Genomic DNA, 20,385 nt, shown 5'->3' with positions numbered 1-20,385 from the left:
GATCCCGGGTCTGCGCTTTGCTTGCCCGGGATGACGGTGGAGTTTTTGCGCCGCCTTCAGCTCTGCAGCGCGGCAGCGAGATCCTGGAACACGTCGGTGCTGAGCGGTGCGCCGACATCCTGACGCAGCGCCTCGTAGATCTTCGGCACCATCGCGATCGCCTTGTCGAGCTCGGCATCGGCGCCGGCCTGGTAGCCGCCCATCAGGCGCAGGTCGCGCGTATCCTCGAACCGGGCGATAAGGCCCTTGATCCGCGTCGCCAGGTTGCGCTGCTCCGGCGTCCAGACATGGTGCGCCAGGCGCGAGACCGAGCCGAGCACGTTCACCGCCGGATAGCGGCCTTGGTCGGCAATGGCGCGGTCGAGCACGAGATGGCCGTCGAGCGTGCCGCGGATGCTGTCGGCGACCGGGTCGTTATGGTCGTCGCCATCGATCAGCACCGAGAACACGCCGGTGATCGCGCCCGAGCCTTCGACGCCGGGCCCGGCCCGCTCGAGCAGCTTCGGCAAGGTGCTGAACACGCTCGGCGTATAGCCGCGCGCCACCGCCGGCTCGCCGGCGGCGAGAGCGACATCGCGCGCGGCATGGGCGAGACGCGTCACCGAGTCGATGATCAGCAGCACGTCCTCGCCCTGATCGCGAAAATATTCGGCGATGGCCATGGCGGTATTGGGTGCGAGCCGGCGCATCATCGCGCTCTCGTCGCTGGTCGAGACGACCGCGACCGCATTTCCGCGCATGCCGCCCAGCGTATCGTCGAGGAACTCCCTCACCTCGCGCCCGCGCTCGCCGACGAGACCGATCACGATCGTGCTGAAGCCCGGGGCCCGCGCCAGCATCGAGAGCAAGGTCGACTTGCCGACGCCGGAACCGGCGAAGATGCCGATGCGCTGGCCGGCGCAAAGCGGGGTGAACAGGTCGATGACCTTGACGCCGGTCTTGACCGGCCGGTTGACGCGCCCGCGCTTCATCGCCTCGGGCGGCTGCGCATCGACGCGCACGGCCTTCTCGCCGGCGATGATCGGACCGCAATCGTCGATCGGCTCGCCGAAGGCGTTGATGACGCGCCCCTTCCAGGCCTGCGAGGGCCGCAGCTCCATGGCTCCGGCAAGGCTGGCGCGGGCGCCGAGGCCGACGCCGGTGCTGGTCGCGAACGGCTTGACCAACACGCCCTCGCGGTCGATCCGGATCGCCTCGCCATATTCTTCCCGCCCGTTGGCGGAGAGCGCGATGCGCTCGCCGAGCTTGACGAAGCGCGACAGCCCGGCAACGCGCAGCGAAGCCGGGGTGACCTCCGAGACGGCGCCGCTGACGCGCACCAGGTCGTGCGGCTGCGGCCCGCCGGCGAGGGCGTGGTCGAGTTGCGTCAGCGCGTTCATCGCGGCCAGCCCTCCATGTCGGATGGATTGAAAAGACTCTTGGATCAACTGGTTGGGCCGAGCGCTTGAATCGCGCCGTCAACCGCCTTCTCGCCCTTGTCGATCGCAGTCGCGGCGCTGTCGAAGGCACGGGTCACCATGATCAGCTTGGTCATCTCGCGGATCGGATTGACGTTCGAGCCCTCGACGAAGCCCTGGCGCACGCCTTCGGTGACGAAGTCGAGGATGGCGGTCGCCGGGCGGTCCGGGATCACGCCGGAATTCTCGTAGCGCTGCAGCTTGGCGTTGGGATCGATCGAGAACAGGCCGATCGCGCCGACCTGCTGGTTTCCCTGCCAGATCATGCCGTCGCGTGCGATGGTGGGCGGCCCGGCCTCGGGATCGAGCTGAAGCGGCGCACCGCCGGCATCGAGCACCGGATGATCCAGCAAGGTGGTCAACTGCCCCTGCGGCGTCATCTTCATCCGTCCGTCGCGGGTATAGACCGTGCCGGCCGGCGTCTGGATGCCGAGAAATCCCTGCCCCTCCACCGCGACATCGAGCGGATTGCCGGTCTTGTCGAGCCCGCCGGAGGTGCGGCTGGTGAAGGTCTCGCCGGTCGAGGCGTAGTTCACCGGGTCGGCGCCCTTCTTCGAGATGAACGTGTCGAACTTCACCTCTTCAGCGCGATAACCGGCCGTATTCATGTTGGCCACGTTGCGCGCGACCGTCTCCAGCCGTTTCTCGAGCACGAGCTGGGCCGAGAGGCCGACATAGATGGCGGGTTGCATGTCACATGCCTCCGAGGCGCAGCGATTGGATGCTCATCAGCAGGTCGGTCGTCATCGCCGCCGATGCCGGCGGACCGACTAGGATGGTCAGCGCGGCCGACATGGGCGGTCCGGCCTGGGCATCGGCCATGGCGGTGAAGCGGGTCAGGAACTTTTGCAGTTCCTCCGGATTCTGCAGCTTCGCGAAATCGAGCTTCTTCGAGATCAGGTCCGCCTGCCTGTCGATATCCATCCCCGAGGTTTCTTTGGGGATGCCGAGCGCGGTCTGCACCACCTGGATCAAGGCCGGGTCCGCCAGCACCTGGAAGGCGTTCTTCAGGCTGGGCGCCTTGCGGCTGAAATAGAGGGCGAGGCGCACATTCTCGTTGCTGGCGCCCTCGTTCTCCTCGAATTGCTGGCGGACATAGCGGTCGACGGTCGGCTGCATCTGCTCGGCCCGGACGGCGGCCTGGTAGCGGTCGGTCGTCTCCTGCAGCAGCTTCGGATCGAAGGTGGTGCGCGTGCCGTTCTTCGCGAAATCGTAGACTTTCAGGAAATCGCGGAACTTGGCGTCGATCTCCTTGTCGCCGAAGCTTCCGGTCAACTTGCCGGCATGCATCGCCGACATGATCTCGTCGGACTTGTCCTTGATGGATTCGAGCCCGAACGCCTTCATCGCGTAATTGAACAGCCCCTCATTGTGCACGAAGAAGGTGACGGTGTTCACCGTCCTGATGTTGTCCGTGAAGAGCTGCGTCTGCTTCTCCGTGCCGGAGAAGTCGAAGGCCGCCGCGAAAACGCGGTAGCGCGGATCCGACAGGCGGCTGGCGAAACTGTCGGGCGAGTTGCCGCCCTCCTCCAGTACGCGCCGCATGAAGGCCTTGGCATAGGCCATGTCGCCGAGCCCGTAGGCATCGACCGCATAGCGATAGAGCCGGTCGTCGGCCATGAAATCGTCGAGCGTTTTGACCTTGCCGATATTCTTCTCGAAATAGGCGGTCTCGGTCGCGACATCCGGCTTTTCAGCCGTGCGTTCCAGCGACTGCGTCAGGTTTCGGGTCACCGCCTGATAAGCAAGGGTCGTCGAGATCATGCGGCACCCATGAGAGGCTAAGGCCATATGGCCTGGGCGGCATCGTCGGCAGCCAGGCTTGTGCGGGCCTGACTCGCGGCGCCCTCACGCCGTTTCAGCCCCGCGCAAGCCAGCCTTCCTACTGCTTCTTCCGTAACTTGCGGAAAGGAGCTGCGCCTTGAGCGTATTGGTCGGATTGCTGATCGCGGTTGGTTCGCTGATCGGCGGCTTTGCCGCAATGGGCGGCCATATCGCGGTCCTGTGGCAGCCCTGGGAACTGGTCATCATCCTGGGCACGGCGATCGGCACCTATATCATCGCCAATCCGATGAAGGTCGTGAAGGACAGCGCCTTCGCAACCGGCGAAGCCCTGCGCAACGCGGTGCCCAAGCAGGCGCTTTATTTCGATCTGCTCGGCGTGCTCTACGGGCTGATGCGCGAGCTGCGCGGCAAGGGCCGGGCCGAGGTCGAGCAGCATATCGAGGCGCCGCAGGACTCGGCGCTGCTCGCGAATTTCCCGAGCATCCTCGCCGACAAGAGGCTCCTGACCTTCATTTGCGACTATTTCCGCCTGGTCATCGTCGGCAAGGCGCAGGCGCACGAGATCGAGGCGCTGCTGGACGAGGAAATCTCCAGCATGCACCAGGACAGCCTCAAGCCCTATTACGCGCTCAACATGGTCTCGGAAGGCCTGCCGGCCCTTGGCATCGTCGCTGCCGTGCTCGGCGTCATCAAGGCCATGGGCGCTATCGACCAGTCGCCTGCCCTGCTCGGCGGCTTCATCGGCGCCGCCCTGGTGGGCACCTTCGCCGGCATCTTCTTCTCCTACGCGGTGATCGGCCCGATTGCCTACAAGATCAAGACGACCCGCGAGAAGCAGCTCGTCGTCTACGTCGTGGTCAAGCAGACGCTGCTCGCCTTCATCAACGGCGCAGCCCCGCAGGTGGCGCTCGAATACGGCCGCAAGGTCATCTCGGCGAGCGAGCGCCCCTCCATCGACGAGGTCGAGGAGAAGACGATCGGCGGCGCGGCCCAGCGCGCTCCGGCCAATGATCGCGCCCAGAAGGAAGCCGCCTGAGATGAGCGCGACGCAAGTGATCCGCGAGGACAAGCTCCTCGAGTCGACCGGCATCTCGATCGACCGGCTGCCGATGCTGCAGCTGATCTTCGATCGGCTCTCGACCAGCTGCGCCGATACCGTGCGCCAGATGTCCTCCTCGCCGGCCTATTTCTCCTTCGCCGGCGTGCAGAGCCAGCGTATCGGCGAAGCGCTGGGCGGGCATAGCTACAACGCCATCGCCGGCATCTTCCATTCCCCGGAATGGGACTCGCGCATCCTCATCGGCTTCGACCGCGACGTCGTCTTCACCCTGCTCGAAGTCCTGTTCGGTGCCGATGGCAGCGAGCCGGCCTATAAATACGAGCCGGATTTCCCGGATGACGAGCGGCCCTACACCAATATCGAGATGCAGGTCGCGCAGGCCGTGTTCGAGCTCGTGGCCAGGAACCTCAAGACCGCCTTCGCCCCGGTCTGCGACACCTCCTTCCATTTCGAGCGCATCGAGACCCGCATGGATTTCGCGGCGATCGGCAGCCGCAGCAACCTCGCCGTCAAGGCGCAGTTCCTGATCCAGGGCCTCGATAATTGCGGCGGGATGTTCATCGTCATCCCGCAGACCGCCCTGAACCCGTTCCGCCAGAACCTGTCGCGCGTGCTTTCGGGTTCGGCCGTCCGGGATCCGCGCTGGAGCAAGCAGATCCAGAGCAAGGTGCAGCGGACCGAGGTCAAGCTCTCCGCCATCCTCGAGGAGCGCCCCATCTCCCTCGGCGAGATCAGCGCGCTGAAGATCGGCCAGGTGCTCGAGCTCCAGGCCTCACCTCGCTCGCTGGTCCAGCTCCAGTGCAATGACGAAACGGTCTTCTGGTGCCGGCTCGGACAGCGCGACGGCTCCTATGTCCTGAAGATCGAAGACAGCGCCAATTACGAGCAGGAGTTTCTCGATGACCTACTATCTCGGTGAAACCATTCTTTTCGTCGCCCTGGTGCTGACGAGTCTGCAGGTCCTGCGGATGCACCGGGAGCTGAAGCGCCTGCGCGCCTACCATCTCGAGTTCGAGCGCGTCTTCAGCCAGACCGAGGCCGCCCTCGATACCATCCAGCGCACCATCCATGAGCTCCATGCCAGCGGCCGCGAGGTCGTCGAGGAGCTCGGCCTGCGCATCGATGCCGGCCGGCGCGTCATCGTCGATCTGAAGGCTTTGGCCGCCCGCCTCGAACCCGCTCCCGCCGCGGCCAGGCGCAGCAACGCCGCCTGAGCGATCGCTCATTCGATAAAGTCCAGGAGACCCAGGAATGAAGAAGCCCCAGCCCGTCACCATGTCCGACCTGGCGAGCGCGAGCATGTCCGAGGCCGCCCTGCTCGGCGAGGCCGCCACCGACATGGCCGCCACGACGGAAACCCATTCGGAGCCGCTCAATCTCGATGCGGTGATGCGGATCCCGGTCACGATCCAGGTCGTGCTCGGCAGCGCCAGCATGCAGGTCGCCAATCTGATGAAGCTGCGCCGCGGCGCGGTCGTGCAGCTCGACCATCGCGTCGGCGAGCCGGTCGACGTCGTCGTCAACGGCCGCATCGTCGCGCGCGGCGAAGTCGTGATCGTCGAGGACGACAACAGCCGCTTCGGCGTCTCGCTGACCGAGATCGTCGGGCTCCAGTCGAAGTTCGTTGAGTAAGGCGGACCACGCGATGACCGCGATTGCGAAGCATTCCGGCGCGGCCACGGCGCCAGCCGTCCCCGCCAAGCCGCTGCAATTGCGCGGCCCCGAAAAGGCGGCGGCGCTGATCCTGGCCATGGGCAAGCCGCTCGCCGGCCGGATGATCAAGCATTTCGACGCCGCCGAGGTCCGGGTGCTGATGCGGCGCGCCTCCGAGCTCGGCTCGGTCCCGGTCGAGGAGGTCGCCGCCCTCGTCGACGAGTTCAGCGATAATTTCTCGAAGGGCATGCACCTGTTCGGCTCGCCGGAGGAGGTGGAGAAGCTGCTGACCGGCATGATCCCGGCCGAGGAGATCACCGAGATCATCGGCGAGTCGGCCGAGGCGACCTATCGCTCGGTCTGGGACCGCGTCTCCGCCATGTCGGAAAGCGCGCTCGCGACCTATCTCGCCAAGGAGCATCCGCAGACCGCGGCCTTCGTGCTGTCGAAGCTGAAGCCGGCCTGCGCCTCCAGGGTCATGACGCAATGGCCGGCCGAGATGCGCCACAACCTGATGCGCCGCATGCTCAACCTCAAATCGGTCGCGGAGCAGTCGAACGCCATCGTCGAGAAGGCGCTGCACGAGGATTTCACCCTCAACCTCGCTCGCAACAAGGGCGCCGACACGCATGCCCGCATGGCCGACATCCTCAACAAGATGGAGAGCCAGGACATGGAGGAGGCGCTCGACAGCCTGCAGCGGGTCCGTCCCGAATCCGCCGAGATGCTCAAGGGCCTGCTTTTCACCTTCGAGGACATCGTCAAGCTGCCGATCCGCTCGCGCATGGCGATCTTCGATCAGGTGCCGACGGATCGCCTCGTCATGGCGCTCAAGGGTACCGAGCCGCAGTTCAGGGAGCAGATCCTGTCCTCGCTCGCGGCCCGCGCCCGCCGCATCGTGCAGCAGGATCTCGACGGCGGCGAGCCGGCGCTGCAGCGCGACGTCATCGAGGCGCGTCGCTTCATCACCGACATGGCGTTGGACATGGCCAGCCGCGGCGAGGTCGAGCTCAACTCCGACGGCGAAGACACCGCCTATTTCCAATAGGGTGGTAGCAGAGCTTGTCTGACGAACAGGACCAGGAAAGCAAGACCGAAGAACCGACCGAGAAGAGGGTCAGGGATGCGGAGGAGCGTGGCAACACGCCCTCCTCCAAGGAAGCGCCGATCTTCGCCTCGATCGCCGCGACGCTGATCGGCCTGGTCTTCCTGGTCCGCTCCAGCGCCGGGGAAGCCACGCAGTTCCTCTCGGCCTTCCTGAGCGACCCGGCCGGCTTCGACATCTCGACGAGCAAGAACACCTCGACCTTGCTCGTTCATGCCGCGCTTCAGGCCGCCGCCTTCATCGGTCCGCTGCTGCTGCTCTTCATGGTTTTCGGACTCTGCGCCTCTTTCCTGCAGCATCCGCCGCAGCTGGCGCTGGAGCGCATCACGCCGCAGTTCTCGCGGATCTCTCCCGCGGCGGGCTGGAAACGCATCTTCGGCCTTCAGGGCTTCATGGAGTTCGCCAAGTCGCTGGCCAAGTTCATCGCGATCGCGGTGGTGACCTGGTTGATCCTCAAGTCAGACAAGAACACGGTGATGACGGCCATGTTGCAGGATCCAAGCACAATTCCGGAGATGATCCTCAGCATCGCCATCCGCCTGCTGTCGGCGGCCTGCGTCGCGACGATCGTCATCGTCACGGTCGACCTGGTCTGGACGCGCCAGTCCTGGCGCCGCTCGCTGCGCATGACCAAGCAGGAGATCAAGGACGAGCACAAGCAGGCCGAGGGCGATCCCATCCTGAAGGCGCGCCGCCTCTCGCTTGCCCGCGACCGCGCCCGCAACCGCATGATGGCCAATGTCCCGCGCGCCACCATGGTCGTCGCCAACCCGACGCACTATGCCATCGCGCTGCGCTATGTGCAGGAGGAAGGCGGCGCGCCGCTGGTCCTGGCCAAGGGCACCGACCTGATCGCGCTCAAGATCCGCGAGATCGCCGAGGCCAACGATATCCCGGTGATCGAGGATCGCGCGCTCGCCCGCTCGCTCCACGCCGCCGTTCAGATCGACCAGATGATCCCGCCGGAATTCTACAAGGTCGTGGCCGAGCTGCTCTGCATGGTCTACGCCCGCAAGGTCGCCTGAGCGCCTGTGCCCTTCGATCTGTCGCGGCGCCCCGGCCTTGACCGAAGGCGCCGCTTTCATTTTTAGATATTTTACAATGACTTGCGCGATTTTTTGGAACTTTTCGCTGAGCCTCGAAAATCCTTCGCGACCTGGTAAGCCTCGCGCAAGCTTTGTCCGGCAATGATCGTCACATGGCAGGTTGACCTGTTGGGCGAGCCCCACCGTCAAAGGCATGATGCCGCCCTGCCATCCCGGTGAAAACCCGGAATGTTCCCCTTCAATTCCGAATGAGGAACATCCCAATGACCAGCCTTCTGACCAACTCCCAGGCCATGACCGCGTTGCAGACGCTGTCTGCGACCAACAAGAACCTTGCCACCACCCAGAGCCGCATCTCGACCGGTCAGCGCGTTGCGACCGCCTCGGATAACGCTGCCTACTGGTCGATCGCCACCACCATGCGTTCGGACAACAAGGCGCTCGGCGCCGTGCAGGACTCGCTCGGCCTCGGCGCTGCGACCATCGACACGATGTATACCGGCCTGACCTCGACCACGGACATCATGGCCGACCTCAAGGCCAAGCTGACCACGGCCCGTACTCCTGGTGTCGACCGCGCCAAGATCCAGTCGGACGTCGACAACATGCTCGACGATCTGAAGAGCGCTGCCGACAGCTCGGTGTTCAACTCGGAGAACTGGCTCTCGGTCAACTCTGACGATGCCAACTACAACGCGACGAAGAGCGTCGTTTCGTCCTTCTCCCGCGCCGGCGGCGTCGTCTCCATCGACACCGTCGACGTCAAGCTCGACGACATCAAGCTCTACGACAGCACCTACGACGCGACCTATACTGCCGCCGCCTATGTCGATACGGCCGGCGTCTACACGTTCGACGCCACGACCGTTGGTACGGCTCCGGCGACGACGAGCACGATCACGATGACGGTCACCCCGACCGGCGGCACCGCGACGAACTACAAGTTCGACATCAGCCAGGGCAGCACGGTCAAGGATATCGCCAACCAGATCAACAAGCTCGGCATTGACGGGCTGACGGTCGGCGTCGACGGCGACACCGTCGTGTTCGCCAACCGCGCCGACGCGGCGATCACCATGACCGCCAGCGACGGCGGCCTGGTCGAGACCACCGCCATCGGCACGGCTGCCGATGCCGGCACCGCCAAGACCGCCAAGGGTATCCTGGACAAGAGCCACGACGTCTTTCGCGACGGCGCCTGGAGCGAGTTCAGCATCTCCTCGATCGACATCTCCAGCCTGACCGACAGCCCGGACGACCTGCAGGCGCTGGAGACCTACATCCTGGCCGTCGACGATGCTTCGGCCGAACTTGCTGACGCCGCCACCAATCTCGGCGCCATCAAGAACCGCATCGATCGTCAGCAGGACTTCGTGAAGAAGATGGTCGACTCGATCGACCGCGGTATCGGCCAGCTGGTCGACGCCGACATGAACGCCGAATCGACCCGCCTCCAGGCTCTGCAGGTCCAGCAGCAGCTCGGCATCCAGGCGCTCTCGATCGCCAACGGCAACAGCCAGAGCATCCTGTCGCTCTTCCGCGGCTGATCTCGGGCTCCACGCCTCGCGACAACGGGCCACGCTCTTCGGAGCGTGGCCTTTTCTTTTGCAGCGCAAGACCCGCGCAAGGCTCGCAGCCGACAGTCCGGGCATAGCGTGGCGTCGAAGAACGGCTCCCGGCATTCGGGCCACGCCAAGCTCTCGCTTTTCCAGTTCCAGAAGGAATGGCCATGCCGGGTCGGCAATACGCTGAAGAGATTTGGCTCAACCTCCAGCAGCTCGGCTACAAGCGCCTCGCGGCGCTGGCAGGCATCGGCCTCTTCGTCCTCGCGACGATCGCCGTCAGCGCCTACTATCTCAGCCGCCCCGAGATGTCGGTGCTCTACGGCGGCCTGCAGCGCGAGGACGTCAACCGCATCGGCGCGGCGTTGCAGGAATCCGGCATCCGCTTCGACGTCAATGCCGAAGGCACCCAGATCCTGGTGAAGCCGTCGCAGGCGGCCCAGGCACGCATGCTGCTCGCCGAGAAGGGCCTGCCGCGCAGCTCGAGCGCCGGCTACGAGCTCTTCGACAAGCTCGGCTCGCTCGGCCTGACCTCCTTCATGCAGGAGATCACCCGCGTCCGCGCGCTGGAGGGCGAGCTCGCCCGCACCATCCAGCTGATGCGCGGCGTCAAGGCGGCGAGCGTCCATCTCGTCCTCGCCGACAAGGGCTCCTTCCGCCGCGACCAGCAGCCGGCCTCGGCCAGCGTCGTCGTCCGCACCGAGACCTCGGGCGCCGGCAATATCGCCCAGGCGATCCGCCATCTCGTCGCCTCCGCCGTGCCCGGCCTCGCGGCCGAGAAGGTCACCGTGCTCAACACCGACGGCACCCTGCTCGCCACCGGCGGCGAGCCCGGCCAGAACGGCGGCACGGCCAAGCTCAACGGCCTGCAGCAGACGGTCAACCAGGAGATCCAGGACAATGTCCGCAAGGCGCTGACGCCCTATCTCGGCCTCGCCAATTTCGAGATCAGCGTCGCGACCGACCTGAACACCGATCGCAAGGAAACCAGCGAGACCATCTTCAACCCGGATTCGAAGGTCGAGCGCTCGGTGCGCGTCGTCCGCGAGAACGACGTCTCGCAGAACTCCGCCACGCAGGAGCCGACCACGGTCGAGCAGAACCTGCCCGAGCGTGCCGTGCGCGCCGATGGCGGCCAGCGCTCGAGCGAGGAGAAGCAGCGCCGCGAGGAGCTGACCAATTACGAGATCTCCTCGCGCAAGGTGAACACGGTCAGCGACGGCTATGCCATCGCCAAGCTGTCGATCGCGGTGCTGATCAACCGGCCGCGCCTGATCGAATCCCTCGGCCCCGATCCGAGCCCGGATGCGATCGAGCGGCGCCTCGAGGACGTCAAGCAGGTCGTCAGCTCGGCCGCCGGCGCCAACAATACCCGCGGCGACAACATCAAGGTGCTCGCCGTCGACTTCCTGCAGGGCAGCCGCACCCTCGAGCCCGAGCCGCCAATCGGTATCGGCGAGGCGCTGATGCGCCAGTCCGGCACCTTGATCAACGCCGTCACCATTCTCGTCCTGGCCGCGCTGATCATCTGGTTCGGCCTGCGCCCCGCCGTCAACGCCATCCTGAAGCGCCCGCAGACCGATGTGGCGGCGATCACTGCGACGGAGACGCCGGCGATCACCGCCAGCGCCCCGCCGCAGCTCGCCGATGCCGGCCCGCCGCTGAACCTGATCGAGGACCTCACCGCCGCCGCCCAGCGCTCGCCGACCAGGAAGCTCGAACAGCTGATCGATTTCGACGAGGCCCAGGCCGCCGCCATCCTCAAGCGCTGGATCCATGAGGGAGAACCCGCATGAAACACCGGTCCGCCGCCGAATTCATCCCGAGCTTCGATATTTCCGAGCTCGACATTGTCGAGATCACCCCAGATGCACCCGCTCCTGCGATCGCGCCGATCGAGCTCCCCTCCTTCCTGACCAAGGCCCCGCCGCGCGAGCCGGCGCCGGATCTGGAGCAGATCTTCGAGAATGGCCGCGCAGCCGGGCGGGTCGAGGCGCAGCTCGCGGCCGAGGAACAGCTCGCACGCCTGCAGTCCGAGCACGCCGCCGCGCTCGAAAGCGCTCGCCAGGCCTGGGCCGACGAGGTCGCCACCGTACTGGCCGCCCAGGTTCCGCAGGCGCTCGATGACGTCGGCGAGCGGATCGCCGACACGGTCGGCCGGCTGCTGCGCCCCTTCCTCGCAACGGAGCTGCGCGCCGCCGCAAGCCGCGCCCTGATCGAGCAGATCACGCCGCTGCTCAGCGGCACTGACGGCGCGCTCGTCCGGGTCGCCGGCCCCCAAATGCTGGTCGAGACGCTGCGTCGCGTGTTCCCGCCCGAGCGCGCGGTGAGCTTCGAGGAGAACGACGCGGCGGAGGTCACCATCCTCGTCGGCGAGACGATGATCGAGACCCGTATCGGGGCCTGGATCGCCCGGCTCGAAGGCCAGGGCCCCGACCGGCGCCGCCGGCCGGCCGTGGTCTCTGCCGGCCCGCACGACGACGACGCGTAACCCCGACATCCCTGCCTGATTGATTCCGGATTGAGTTCGACCTGATGCCCGAGATGGAAAAGACCGGTCCCGACCTCATCATCATCCGGCGCTCGCGCAGCCGGACCGCGGACATCCCCAAGGGCGGCGTCTGGAAGATCGCGCATGCCGATTTCATGACGGCGATGATGGCGCTGTTCCTCGTGCTTTGGCTGGTGAACTCGACCACGCGCGAGACCCGCACCACGGTCGCGCAATATTTCAACCCGATCCGCCTCTCCGACGTGACCCAGGACCGCAAGGGCGTGCGCGATCCCCAGCCGACCGACCCCGGCGATGTCGACGATGCCAGCCGCCATGACGGCAAGTCCGCCGGCACCACGAGCAAGGCGCCCGAGCGCCATCCCAGCGCCAGGCTGCAGGAAAGCGCCCAGGCCTCCGCGCCTTTCGAAGACCCCTACGCCATCCTCGCCGAAGCCTCGGCCGCGCGACCCAATCCCGGCGCGGAGCGCGCCTCTGCCATCACGCTGGGCACCACCGGCAAGCCCGGCATGCAGGGTGGCGAAGCCTTGCGCGACCCGTTCGATCCGAATTTCTGGCGCCAGGTGCCCCAGGGCGAGCAACCCGGCAAGCCCGATCCCGCCGCGCCTTCGAGCGACAATGCGGCAAAGCCCGTCGTCGCCCCGACAGTGCCCGTCGTCGCCTCCACTGCCGCCAAGCCGCCGGCATCCGAGGCGGCCGCGCCGGCCCAGCCCGCAGCGGAACAGCCCTCCGCCGCCGAGCGCAGGGCTGAGGCCCAGAACGCCGCCTCGGCGCGCACCGGGACGGGCCAGCCGATGACGCCGCGTCCGGGCGAAAAGCTGCCCGCCTCCGCCATGACGCTGGCCCAGCAAAAGGCCGACGAAGCCGTCGCCGCCGCCATTGCGAGCGCGATCACCAGCGGCAAGGGCGACGGCAAGCGCCAGGATGCGCCGCAGGTCGAGGTCCGCAGCACCGACGAGGGCGTGCTGATCAGCCTGACCGACAATGCCAATTTCGGCATGTTCGCCATCGGCTCGGCCGAACCGGCCAGCGAGACCGTCAGTATCATGCAGCGCGTCGCCACCGTGCTGAACAAGCGCGAGGGCTCGATCATCATTCGCGGCCATACCGACGCCCGGCCTTATCGCTCCGGCGGTGGCGACAACTGGCGGCTCTCGACCGCCCGCGCCCATACCGCCCAGGATCTGCTGATCCGCGGCGGCATCGACGAGGCCCGTATCGAGCATGTCGAGGGCTATGCCAGCCGCAAGCTGCGGGTCGCCGATCCCGCCGCCGCAGAGAACCGCCGCATCGAAATCCTCGTCCGAGAGAAGCGGACATGAGGCCAAGCCTCACTGTCCTGCTGGCATCCGTGCTCTGCCTGTCGGCGGCACCGGCCCTGGCCGAGACCAGCGAGGCGCCGGCTGCGGCCGCAGCGCAGCCGCAGCCCTTCCAGCTCGTGCGCACGCTGCAATCGCTGCAAAACCAGGCGGCGCAAGGCAACCGCGCCGCCCATGCCGCTCAGCGCAACCTGCTGCGTGAGATCGAGGCCCCGCTCGCCGGCGCCTCCCCCGTCACCTGGAACGACCCGCGCAATACCCGCGCCGCCGTGCTCTATGTGCTCAGCGGTGGCCAGCCCGGTATCCTCAACGAGCTGCTGAAACAGGGCGAGCCCGTCGGCCTGCCGCAAGGCCTGGCTCAGGGCGCGCTCGCCTATGTCCTTGGTGACAGCGACAAGGCCCGCGCCCTGCTGATGCCGCTCGATCCGGCCAGTCTCAGCGATGCGCTCGGCGGCCAGCTCGCGCTCGTACAGGCCAATCTCGTTGCCCGCACCGACCAGAAGCGCGCGCTGCAATTGCTCGATCAGGCCCGGCTGCTCGCGCCGGGCACGCTCGTCGAGGAAGCCTCGCTGCGCCGGGCCATCTTCATCGCCGGCGAGATCAGCGATCTCGAGCGGCTGGAGCGGGCGACCTCGCAATATCTGCGCCGCTTCGAGAACTCGGTCTATGCCGAGAGCTTCCGACAGTCCTTCGCCGCCGCGCTGGTGCGCTTCGATGTCGGCCGCGACCCGGCCAAGTTTCCCCAGCTCGTCGCGACCATGCGCGCCTTCGACGGCGAGCAGCAGCGCTCGGTCTTCCTGATCGTCGCGCGCAACGCCCTGATCCGGGGCCGCTTCGAGCAGGCGCGCCGCGCCGCCGAGGAGGCGGTAAAGCTCTCCGGCGCCGACCAGGAGGCCGCGAGCCGCGCCGCGCTCTATCTCGCCGCCTCGCGCGTCGCCAGCGATCGCGAAGAGACCGCGCTCGGCAGCCTGAAGGCGATCGACGCCGCCAAGCTGCCCGCTGCCGACAAGCCGATCCTGGATACGGCTCTGCGCGTCGCGACCCGCATCACCGATTGGCCGGCCCCGACCACGCAGACCCCGAAAGAGGACGCGCCGCCGCCGAGTTTTGACGCAGGACAAAAGCCGCTCGTGACCGCGGCCGAACGCGGCCTCGGCGAGGCCGAGAACCTCCTCAAGGTCCAGATCAAGGGAGAGAAGGCGCGATGAACCGTCTCGACACGCCGCTCGGGCCCGATCCGCGCTCGGCCAAGACCATCGCCGGTGCAACCGGAAAGGACCAGCTCAAGCGCCCCGGCCGCGACGAGCACGGCTCCGCCTTCGGCGCCCTTCTGAAAGGCCTCGACCCGAAGAAATCCCATGCCAAGGCTGATACTCCGGAAAAGCCCGAAAAAGCGGAGCAGGCGGACAAGCAGGGCAAGGCCAACGACGCGCCGCTCGCCGCCCTCGCGGAGACGCTCAGGACCGACGCACCAGGCAGCGAGCCCGCCTTGCCGTCCGGTCCGGCCCAAACCGCGGATTCGACCGCCGCACGGCTGCTCCTTGGTCCGTTCCAGATGCCGGACGGCAAGCCGGCCGTCACGGGCAAACCGGGCGAAGCGCGCCCCGACCGCGGCCTCCGTGGCTCACTGCCCGAGGCAGCGCTCGCCGAGGCTCTGACCGGCAGCGCCCCAAAGGGCACCGGCGCGAGCCATGTCGGCAGGTTCGGCCAGCATGCACGGGCGGAAGCGGGCATCGCCATGCCCGGCCAGGACAAGGCGCCGACTCCCGATCTTTCGCTGCTGACGCAGTTCGCCGACGCGCTCAAGGACCCCGGCGCGTCGAAGGCCCCGGCAACGACCGAAGCCGGTGCCGTCGCGGCGCAGTCGCAAACCGAAGACGGTGAGAAGGCTCAGTCGGCGCACGGCGGCGAAAGCGGCAGCAGCCCGCTCACCATCGCCGTCACCCATCAGGAAACGCATTTGCCGCCGGTCACCCGGCTCTCCCCGTTCCAGCAAGTCGTCGAGCCAATCCGGCAGGCGGCCGCCGAGCTCGTCGCCTCCTCGCGCGCCGCCGATGCGATCCCCGAGCTCGACTCGGTCAAGTCGAGCGAGATCGCCTCGCCGACCAAGCTGCTTCATCTCGAGCTGCGCCCGGTCGAGCTCGGCACGATCACGATCAAGATGCGCCTGTCGCAGGGCGGCATGGAGATGCGTATCGAAGCCAGCCGCGCCGAGACGGCGACCATGCTCAGCCAGGACAAGGAAGCGCTGCGCGAGGTCATCCGGGCGAGCGGCTATTCGGCCGATGCCGTCACGGTCGAGACCGTCCATGTCGATTCCATGCCGGGCGATTGGCAACGAGCCGCTCACCGCCAGGACAGCGCCCAGCCTCAGCAGACGCCGGATGGCCGCGATGGCGGCGGCCGCGGCTTCAACGAGTTCCGGCAGGGCGAGCAAGGCCATGAGGCCCGTCGCCAGAGCTGGACCCAGGATGCGCCCAACAAGGACGATACGCATGACGTCGCAGAGACCCGCCGCCCTGGCGGCGATCCTCATCTCTATCTTTAGCCTGACGGCGCCGGCAGCGGCGCAGACGGTCTGCGAAGCGCATATGATGCGCGCCTCCAAGGCCTATGACATCCCGCTCGGCGTGCTCTATTCGGTCGGCCTGACCGAGAGCGGCCGGCGCGATTCGCTCCAGCCCTATGCGCTGAACATCCATGGCCGCCCCTTCTTCGGGAAGAGCAAGGAGGAAGCGCTGGCCGAGTTCAACGCGGCCCGCGCCCGCGGGCAGAAGCTGATCGATATCGGCTGCATGCAGATCAACCACTACTATCACCGCGACCAGTTCCCCAGCCTGGATGCGATGTTCGACCCTGCCCAGAACGTCGAGTATTCGGCCAAGTTCCTGAAGCGCCTGAAGGCGCGTCACGACACCTGGACCATGGCGGTCGCGCGCTATCATGCCGGCCCGAACAACAACCCGGCCCAGCAGCGATATGTCTGCACCGTGATCCGCAACATGGTCGCGACCGGGTTCGGCCAATGGACCGGCAACGCCAAAACCTTCTGCGGCGCGAAATACGCGGCGCTCTGAGCGCCGCTCGCTGGCGTAGCGTCACTGCTTCCACTACCACTCCGGCCGATCCGCCGGCGGCATCTCGCCCCGGCCAGCCAAGCGCCGAAGAGTGAGCCTAGCCATGACCGACAGCAGAGTTTCGATTGGAATCATCGGCGCAGGCATCATGGGCGAACGCCTGCTCGGCGCTATCCTGCAGCAGACGCCCGATCTCTGGCGCGTCGCCGGGATCTGGGACCCGGCGCCGGCCGCTCTGGAGCGCATCGCCGCGAGCTTCCCCGATGTGCCGCGCCTTCCCGATGCCGCCGCCATCATGGCCGCCAGCGACTGCGTCTACATCGCCTCCCCGCCCGCCTCGCATCTCGGTCATGCCCGCGCCGCGCTCGCCGCCGGCAAGGCGATCTTCTGCGAGAAGCCGCTCGCGGTCGATGTCGCCGATGCCCGCGCCTTCGTCACGGAAGCCGGGGGCAAGGGCGCGGTCAACTTCCCCTTCGCCTCCTCCCTCGCCGTCGACCAGCTCAAGCGCTGGATCGCCGAGGGTGAGATCGGCACGCCGCAGCGCATCGAGATCGAGGTCGCGTTCGCGAATTGGCCGCGCTCCTGGCAGGCCGATGCCGCAGGTTGGCTCGACCGCCGCGCCCAGGGCGGCTTCACCCGCGAGGTCGTCTCGCATTTCCTCTTCCTCAGCCGCCGCCTCGGCGGGCCGCTGCAGGACCTGAGGGCGAGCGTCGCCTATCCCGAGACCGACAAGTCCGAACGCCGCATCGAGGCGACGCTGATGGCCGGCGGCCTGCCCGTCACGCTGAAGGGCAGTGTCGGCACCACGGCGAAGGACGACCACAACATCTGGCTGCTGGAGGGCGACAAGGGCGCCGTCCGCCTCTGCGACTGGTCGCTCGCCGAGCGCCGCCTGCCCGACGGCTCCTGGCAGCGCGCTGCCGATGCCTTGCCACAGGCCGAAGCGCGCCCGCTCGCACTCAAGCGCCAGCTCGACGGCGTGGCGAAGCTGACGCGCGGGCAGGCGCATCAGCTCGCGACGCTGGAGGAGGCGCTGAACGTGCAGGAAATTGTCGAGGCCATCCTCGCGAGCTAAAGCATTTTCGAGCGAAGTGGGCACCGGTTCGCGTGAAGAAAATGCGACAGAACAAGTAGATAGAGCATTTTCGCGTTTCGAGGAAACGCTGAAATGTTCTAGTTGCGCGCAGGGCTCGCGCTCGCTACGCCTGCGGACAGGCTCGGTCCACTTCCACAAGCGGGCCGCTGCCCGGGATCGGAGCCGGCCATTCGGCTCCGGCTGGAATGCGGACGTGGCGAAACTGGTAGACGCACGAGACTTAAAATCTTGCGCCCTCAAAGGCTTGCGGGTTCGAGTCCCGCCGTCCGCACCATTCCCGGCAGATCGATCGTCTGCCTAAACGCCCTTAGTGCCGCCGCGCCGGCTTGTACCACTCGACTCCATCGGGATCGACATAAAGCCCCGGCGGCACATCCGAGCCGATGCTCTTGGTCTCCATCGGCACGCGCACCGTGTCGTCACGGTCGCCGCGCTTCATATAGGGGCCGGTATTGTGCTGCAGCGTCTGGCCGTGATTGCCCCTGACCGCGACGACGCCGACCGTGCCGCGCCGGCCCGCGACCTTGTCGTCGAGCGAGAGCACCTGTCGGCCGGCGAAGGCGATCTTGGTCGCGCCCTCGACGACGGGATAGGCCCGGCTTGCCGTGCCCTCGCCCGTCACGCGCACGCCGGTGAAGCGCGGCACATAGGTCGCGCCGCCGCGGCCGAAGGATTCCCAGCCGCCGGTCGAGCTCACCTGCGCGCCGCAGCGCTTGTGGCTGCGCTCGCAAAGGGCGCGCGAGACATAGCGCGGCGCCTTCTGCTCGAATTCGGCGCGGGCGTTGCGATAGGCGAAATCGCATTGCGCCGCCGTGAGCTTGCCGACCTCGATACATTCGTCGCGGCGCTCATAGACCGTGCCGCTCGCCTGCGCGGCGAGATCGGATGGCGCAGTGAGGGAGAGAGCCGGCAGCAGCGCAGCGACGCGCAAGGTGGCGGCGAAGGTCGAAGCAGCAGTCATGATCATGGAGCGGGCATTGCTCCCGAATTGTGGCGTCATAACAACGGGCGCATGTTGAGCGCGAGCTCGCGCGTGCCGCCATAATCGATCTTGCCGCTGCCGAGCACGGGGATCGCGCTCGTCACCAGGATCGCGCGCGGCACCCAGAGCTCGGGAAAGCCCTGCGCCTTCGCCGTCTCCTGCAGGGCGCGCTTGTCGGCATTGGGCATCTCGGTGACGAGCACGAGCTGCTCGCCCTTGCGCGCGTCCGGCAGGCCTACCACGACATGGTTGAAGCCGGGCCAGAGCCCGGTGATCATCGACTCGACCGCCGCCAGCGACACCATCTCGCCGCCGAGCTTGGCGAAACGCTTCGCCCGGCCCTTGATCGTGATGAAGCCGTCATCGATCACAACGATATCGCCGGTATCATGCCAGCCGCCGACCGGCGGAACGATCTCGCCCGCCGCCTCGCTGCTGAGATAGCCGGCCATGACATTCGGGCCACGGACGCTGAGCCGGCCGCCCTCGGTGATGCCTTCGACCGGCTCGAGCTTCGCTTCGATGCCCGGCAAGAGCCGCCCGACGCTGCCGGCGCGCGTCCCCGTCGGCGTGTTGCAGGCCATGACCGGCGAACATTCGGTGCAGCCATAGCCTTCGAGGATCGTGGTGCCATAGGGCTCCCACATCTCCCGCGTCTGCGGCTTCACCCGCTCGGCCCCGGCGACGACATAGCGCACTGATTTCAGGTCGCCCGGATCTGCAGCACGCGCATAGCCCTGAAGGAACGTGTCGGTCGAGAGCAGGAAGGTGCAGCCGGTATCGCCGATCAGCTTCGGCACCTGCTTGTAATGCAGCGGGCTTGGATAGAGCACGACCTTCATGCCGTGGAACAGCGGCACCAATAGGCCCGCGGTCAATCCGAAGGAATGGAAGGCCGGCAGCGGATTCATGAAGATGTCGCGCTCGGACAGGATGCCGTCTGCCAGGGCGAAGACCTGGCGCGCGTTCGAGACCAGGTTGGCGTGGCTTAGCACCACGCCTTTCGGCTTGCCCTCGGTGCCGGAGGTGAAGAGCACCACCGCCGGATCGTCCGGCCGCGCTTCATAGGTCCGCAATGCAAGGCCGGGCGCGAGGCTCGCCAGCGCGCCCCGGAGCTTGTCCAGGCTGGTGATCTCTTCCCGCGTTTCCTCCAGGTAGACGATCTGCCGCCCCTCGCCGAGAGCGGCGATCTCGTCGTCGAGCTTGGCCTGCTCGACGAAGCGGCGCGAGGTCACGATCGTCGCGAGATCGGCAAGCTCGGCCGCCGCCTTCAGGTTCTTCAGTCCCGCCGTGAAATTGAGCAGCGCCGGCACGCGGCCATAGGCGGAGAGCCCGAACAGGGCCACCGCCATGCCCTGGACATTGGGCAGCATCAGCCCGACGCGGTCGCGCGGCGCCGTCTTGCTGGCGAGCTTGCGGCCGAGCACGAGCGCGCCGAGCACCAGCCTGCCATAACTGATCGGTTGGCGCTGCGGATCCTCCAGCGCGATGCGGTCCTTGCCGTGGCGCGCCACCGTCTGCAGCAGCGCACGGAACAGGGTGATGCGTGCGCCGCGCGCGTCGAATTCCGTGGCCGCCATGCAGCTTCTCCCGGCTGTTTCATCCTCGAGGTTCAACCTAGAGGGATGCGGATCGGTTTCAATGGAGCCGCGCCCATTATCGCGCGCCCGGCCCATATTTCCGTCGCATTGGTTTCACCGAACCGCCAGACCAGCGACAGCTCCTCATCGA

19 protein-coding genes and 1 tRNA gene are annotated in these 20,385 nt (G+C 66.9%); 15 read left to right on the top strand and 5 right to left on the bottom strand.

Going from position 1 to position 20,385, the window contains the following annotated elements; translation table 11 throughout:
• Positions 1 to 56: 56 nt before the first annotated feature.
• From fliI to EV560_RS24725, 3 genes are read right to left on the bottom strand one after another with little or no spacing between them, the layout of a single operon-like run.
• Entirely contained in the window at positions 57 to 1,379 is a 1,323-nt protein-coding gene (fliI, locus tag EV560_RS24735; RefSeq protein ID WP_131858483.1) for a flagellar protein export ATPase FliI, read from the bottom strand.
• 44 nt (positions 1,380 to 1,423) lie between these two features.
• The gene (gene flgF / locus EV560_RS24730; protein WP_131858482.1) at positions 1,424 to 2,149 is read right to left on the bottom strand and encodes a flagellar basal-body rod protein FlgF; all 726 of its coding nucleotides are present in this window, start codon (positions 2,147 to 2,149) and stop codon (positions 1,424 to 1,426) included.
• 1 nt (position 2,150) lies between these two features.
• Positions 2,151 to 3,221 (bottom strand): DUF1217 domain-containing protein, encoded by a 1,071-nt coding sequence (locus EV560_RS24725; protein ID WP_131858481.1) that lies wholly within the window; start codon positions 3,219 to 3,221, stop codon positions 2,151 to 2,153.
• 157 nt (positions 3,222 to 3,378) lie between these two features.
• On the opposite strand from EV560_RS24725, the gene motA reads away from it, so the two are divergent.
• From motA to EV560_RS24650, 15 genes are all read left to right on the top strand, one after another.
• Positions 3,379 to 4,278, top strand: a complete 900-nt coding sequence (gene motA, locus EV560_RS24720; RefSeq protein ID WP_131858480.1) for a flagellar motor stator protein MotA — start codon at positions 3,379 to 3,381, stop codon at positions 4,276 to 4,278.
• A gap of 1 nt (position 4,279) precedes the next feature.
• Positions 4,280 to 5,221, top strand: a complete 942-nt coding sequence (locus EV560_RS24715; protein WP_131858479.1) for a flagellar motor switch protein FliM — start codon at positions 4,280 to 4,282, stop codon at positions 5,219 to 5,221.
• Entirely contained in the window at positions 5,202 to 5,516 is a 315-nt protein-coding gene (locus tag EV560_RS24710; protein WP_131858478.1) for a hypothetical protein, read from the top strand. The genes EV560_RS24715 and EV560_RS24710 overlap by 20 nt, the downstream gene beginning before the upstream one ends.
• Positions 5,517 to 5,640: 124 nt before the next feature.
• Positions 5,641 to 5,934, top strand: a complete 294-nt coding sequence (fliN, locus tag EV560_RS24705) for a flagellar motor switch protein FliN (RefSeq protein ID WP_248312191.1) — start codon at positions 5,641 to 5,643, stop codon at positions 5,932 to 5,934.
• Positions 5,935 to 5,947: 13 nt separating this feature from the next.
• Positions 5,948 to 7,003: a flagellar motor switch protein FliG gene (locus tag EV560_RS24700; RefSeq protein WP_131858477.1), complete on the top strand. Its 1,056-nt coding sequence runs from the start codon at positions 5,948 to 5,950 to the stop codon at positions 7,001 to 7,003.
• Between the two features lie 14 nt (positions 7,004 to 7,017).
• Positions 7,018 to 8,085: a flagellar biosynthesis protein FlhB gene (gene flhB, locus EV560_RS24695; RefSeq protein ID WP_131858476.1), complete on the top strand. Its 1,068-nt coding sequence runs from the start codon at positions 7,018 to 7,020 to the stop codon at positions 8,083 to 8,085.
• Between the two features lie 284 nt (positions 8,086 to 8,369).
• On the top strand, positions 8,370 to 9,653 hold the full coding sequence (locus EV560_RS36725) for a flagellin N-terminal helical domain-containing protein (RefSeq protein ID WP_165923606.1): 1,284 nt from the start codon (positions 8,370 to 8,372) through the stop codon (positions 9,651 to 9,653).
• 182 nt (positions 9,654 to 9,835) lie between these two features.
• Positions 9,836 to 11,464, top strand: a complete 1,629-nt coding sequence (fliF, locus tag EV560_RS24685) for a flagellar basal-body MS-ring/collar protein FliF (RefSeq protein WP_131858474.1) — start codon at positions 9,836 to 9,838, stop codon at positions 11,462 to 11,464.
• Positions 11,461 to 12,159 (top strand): hypothetical protein, encoded by a 699-nt coding sequence (locus tag EV560_RS24680; RefSeq protein WP_131858473.1) that lies wholly within the window; start codon positions 11,461 to 11,463, stop codon positions 12,157 to 12,159. Before fliF ends, EV560_RS24680 begins: the two co-directional genes overlap by 4 nt.
• A gap of 44 nt (positions 12,160 to 12,203) precedes the next feature.
• The gene (locus EV560_RS24675) at positions 12,204 to 13,502 is read left to right on the top strand and encodes a MotB family protein (protein ID WP_131858472.1); all 1,299 of its coding nucleotides are present in this window, start codon (positions 12,204 to 12,206) and stop codon (positions 13,500 to 13,502) included.
• The gene (locus EV560_RS24670; RefSeq protein ID WP_131858471.1) at positions 13,499 to 14,707 is read left to right on the top strand and encodes a chemotaxis protein; all 1,209 of its coding nucleotides are present in this window, start codon (positions 13,499 to 13,501) and stop codon (positions 14,705 to 14,707) included. Before EV560_RS24675 ends, EV560_RS24670 begins: the two co-directional genes overlap by 4 nt.
• Positions 14,704 to 16,047 (top strand): flagellar hook-length control protein FliK, encoded by a 1,344-nt coding sequence (locus tag EV560_RS24665; protein ID WP_131858470.1) that lies wholly within the window; start codon positions 14,704 to 14,706, stop codon positions 16,045 to 16,047. Before EV560_RS24670 ends, EV560_RS24665 begins: the two co-directional genes overlap by 4 nt.
• Entirely contained in the window at positions 15,995 to 16,576 is a 582-nt protein-coding gene (locus EV560_RS24660) for a transglycosylase SLT domain-containing protein (RefSeq protein WP_131858469.1), read from the top strand. The genes EV560_RS24665 and EV560_RS24660 overlap by 53 nt, the downstream gene beginning before the upstream one ends.
• 103 nt (positions 16,577 to 16,679) lie before the next feature.
• Positions 16,680 to 17,651 (top strand): Gfo/Idh/MocA family protein, encoded by a 972-nt coding sequence (locus tag EV560_RS24655; RefSeq protein ID WP_131858468.1) that lies wholly within the window; start codon positions 16,680 to 16,682, stop codon positions 17,649 to 17,651.
• 208 nt (positions 17,652 to 17,859) lie between these two features.
• Positions 17,860 to 17,946, top strand: a tRNA-Leu gene (locus EV560_RS24650).
• Positions 17,947 to 17,979: 33 nt separating this feature from the next.
• On the opposite strand, the gene EV560_RS24645 is transcribed toward EV560_RS24650, so the two are convergent.
• Together EV560_RS24645 and EV560_RS24640 are read right to left on the bottom strand one after the other, a co-directional pair.
• A complete protein-coding gene (locus EV560_RS24645; RefSeq protein WP_165923604.1) occupies positions 17,980 to 18,639 on the bottom strand; it encodes a DUF1190 domain-containing protein in 660 nt (219 codons plus the stop codon).
• A gap of 29 nt (positions 18,640 to 18,668) precedes the next feature.
• Positions 18,669 to 20,234 carry an AMP-binding protein gene (locus EV560_RS24640; RefSeq protein ID WP_131858466.1) on the bottom strand — a complete coding sequence of 522 codons (1,566 nt, stop codon included), beginning with the start codon at positions 20,232 to 20,234 and terminating at the stop codon, positions 18,669 to 18,671.
• Between the last annotated feature and the right edge of the window lie 151 nt (positions 20,235 to 20,385).

It is taken from the genome of Allobosea sp. BK604 (assembly GCF_004341515.1).
GTDB lineage: Bacteria > Pseudomonadota > Alphaproteobacteria > Rhizobiales > Beijerinckiaceae > Allobosea.
Note: the sequence above shows the minus strand (reverse complement) of the source record. Positions and strands in the feature narration are given on the sequence as shown.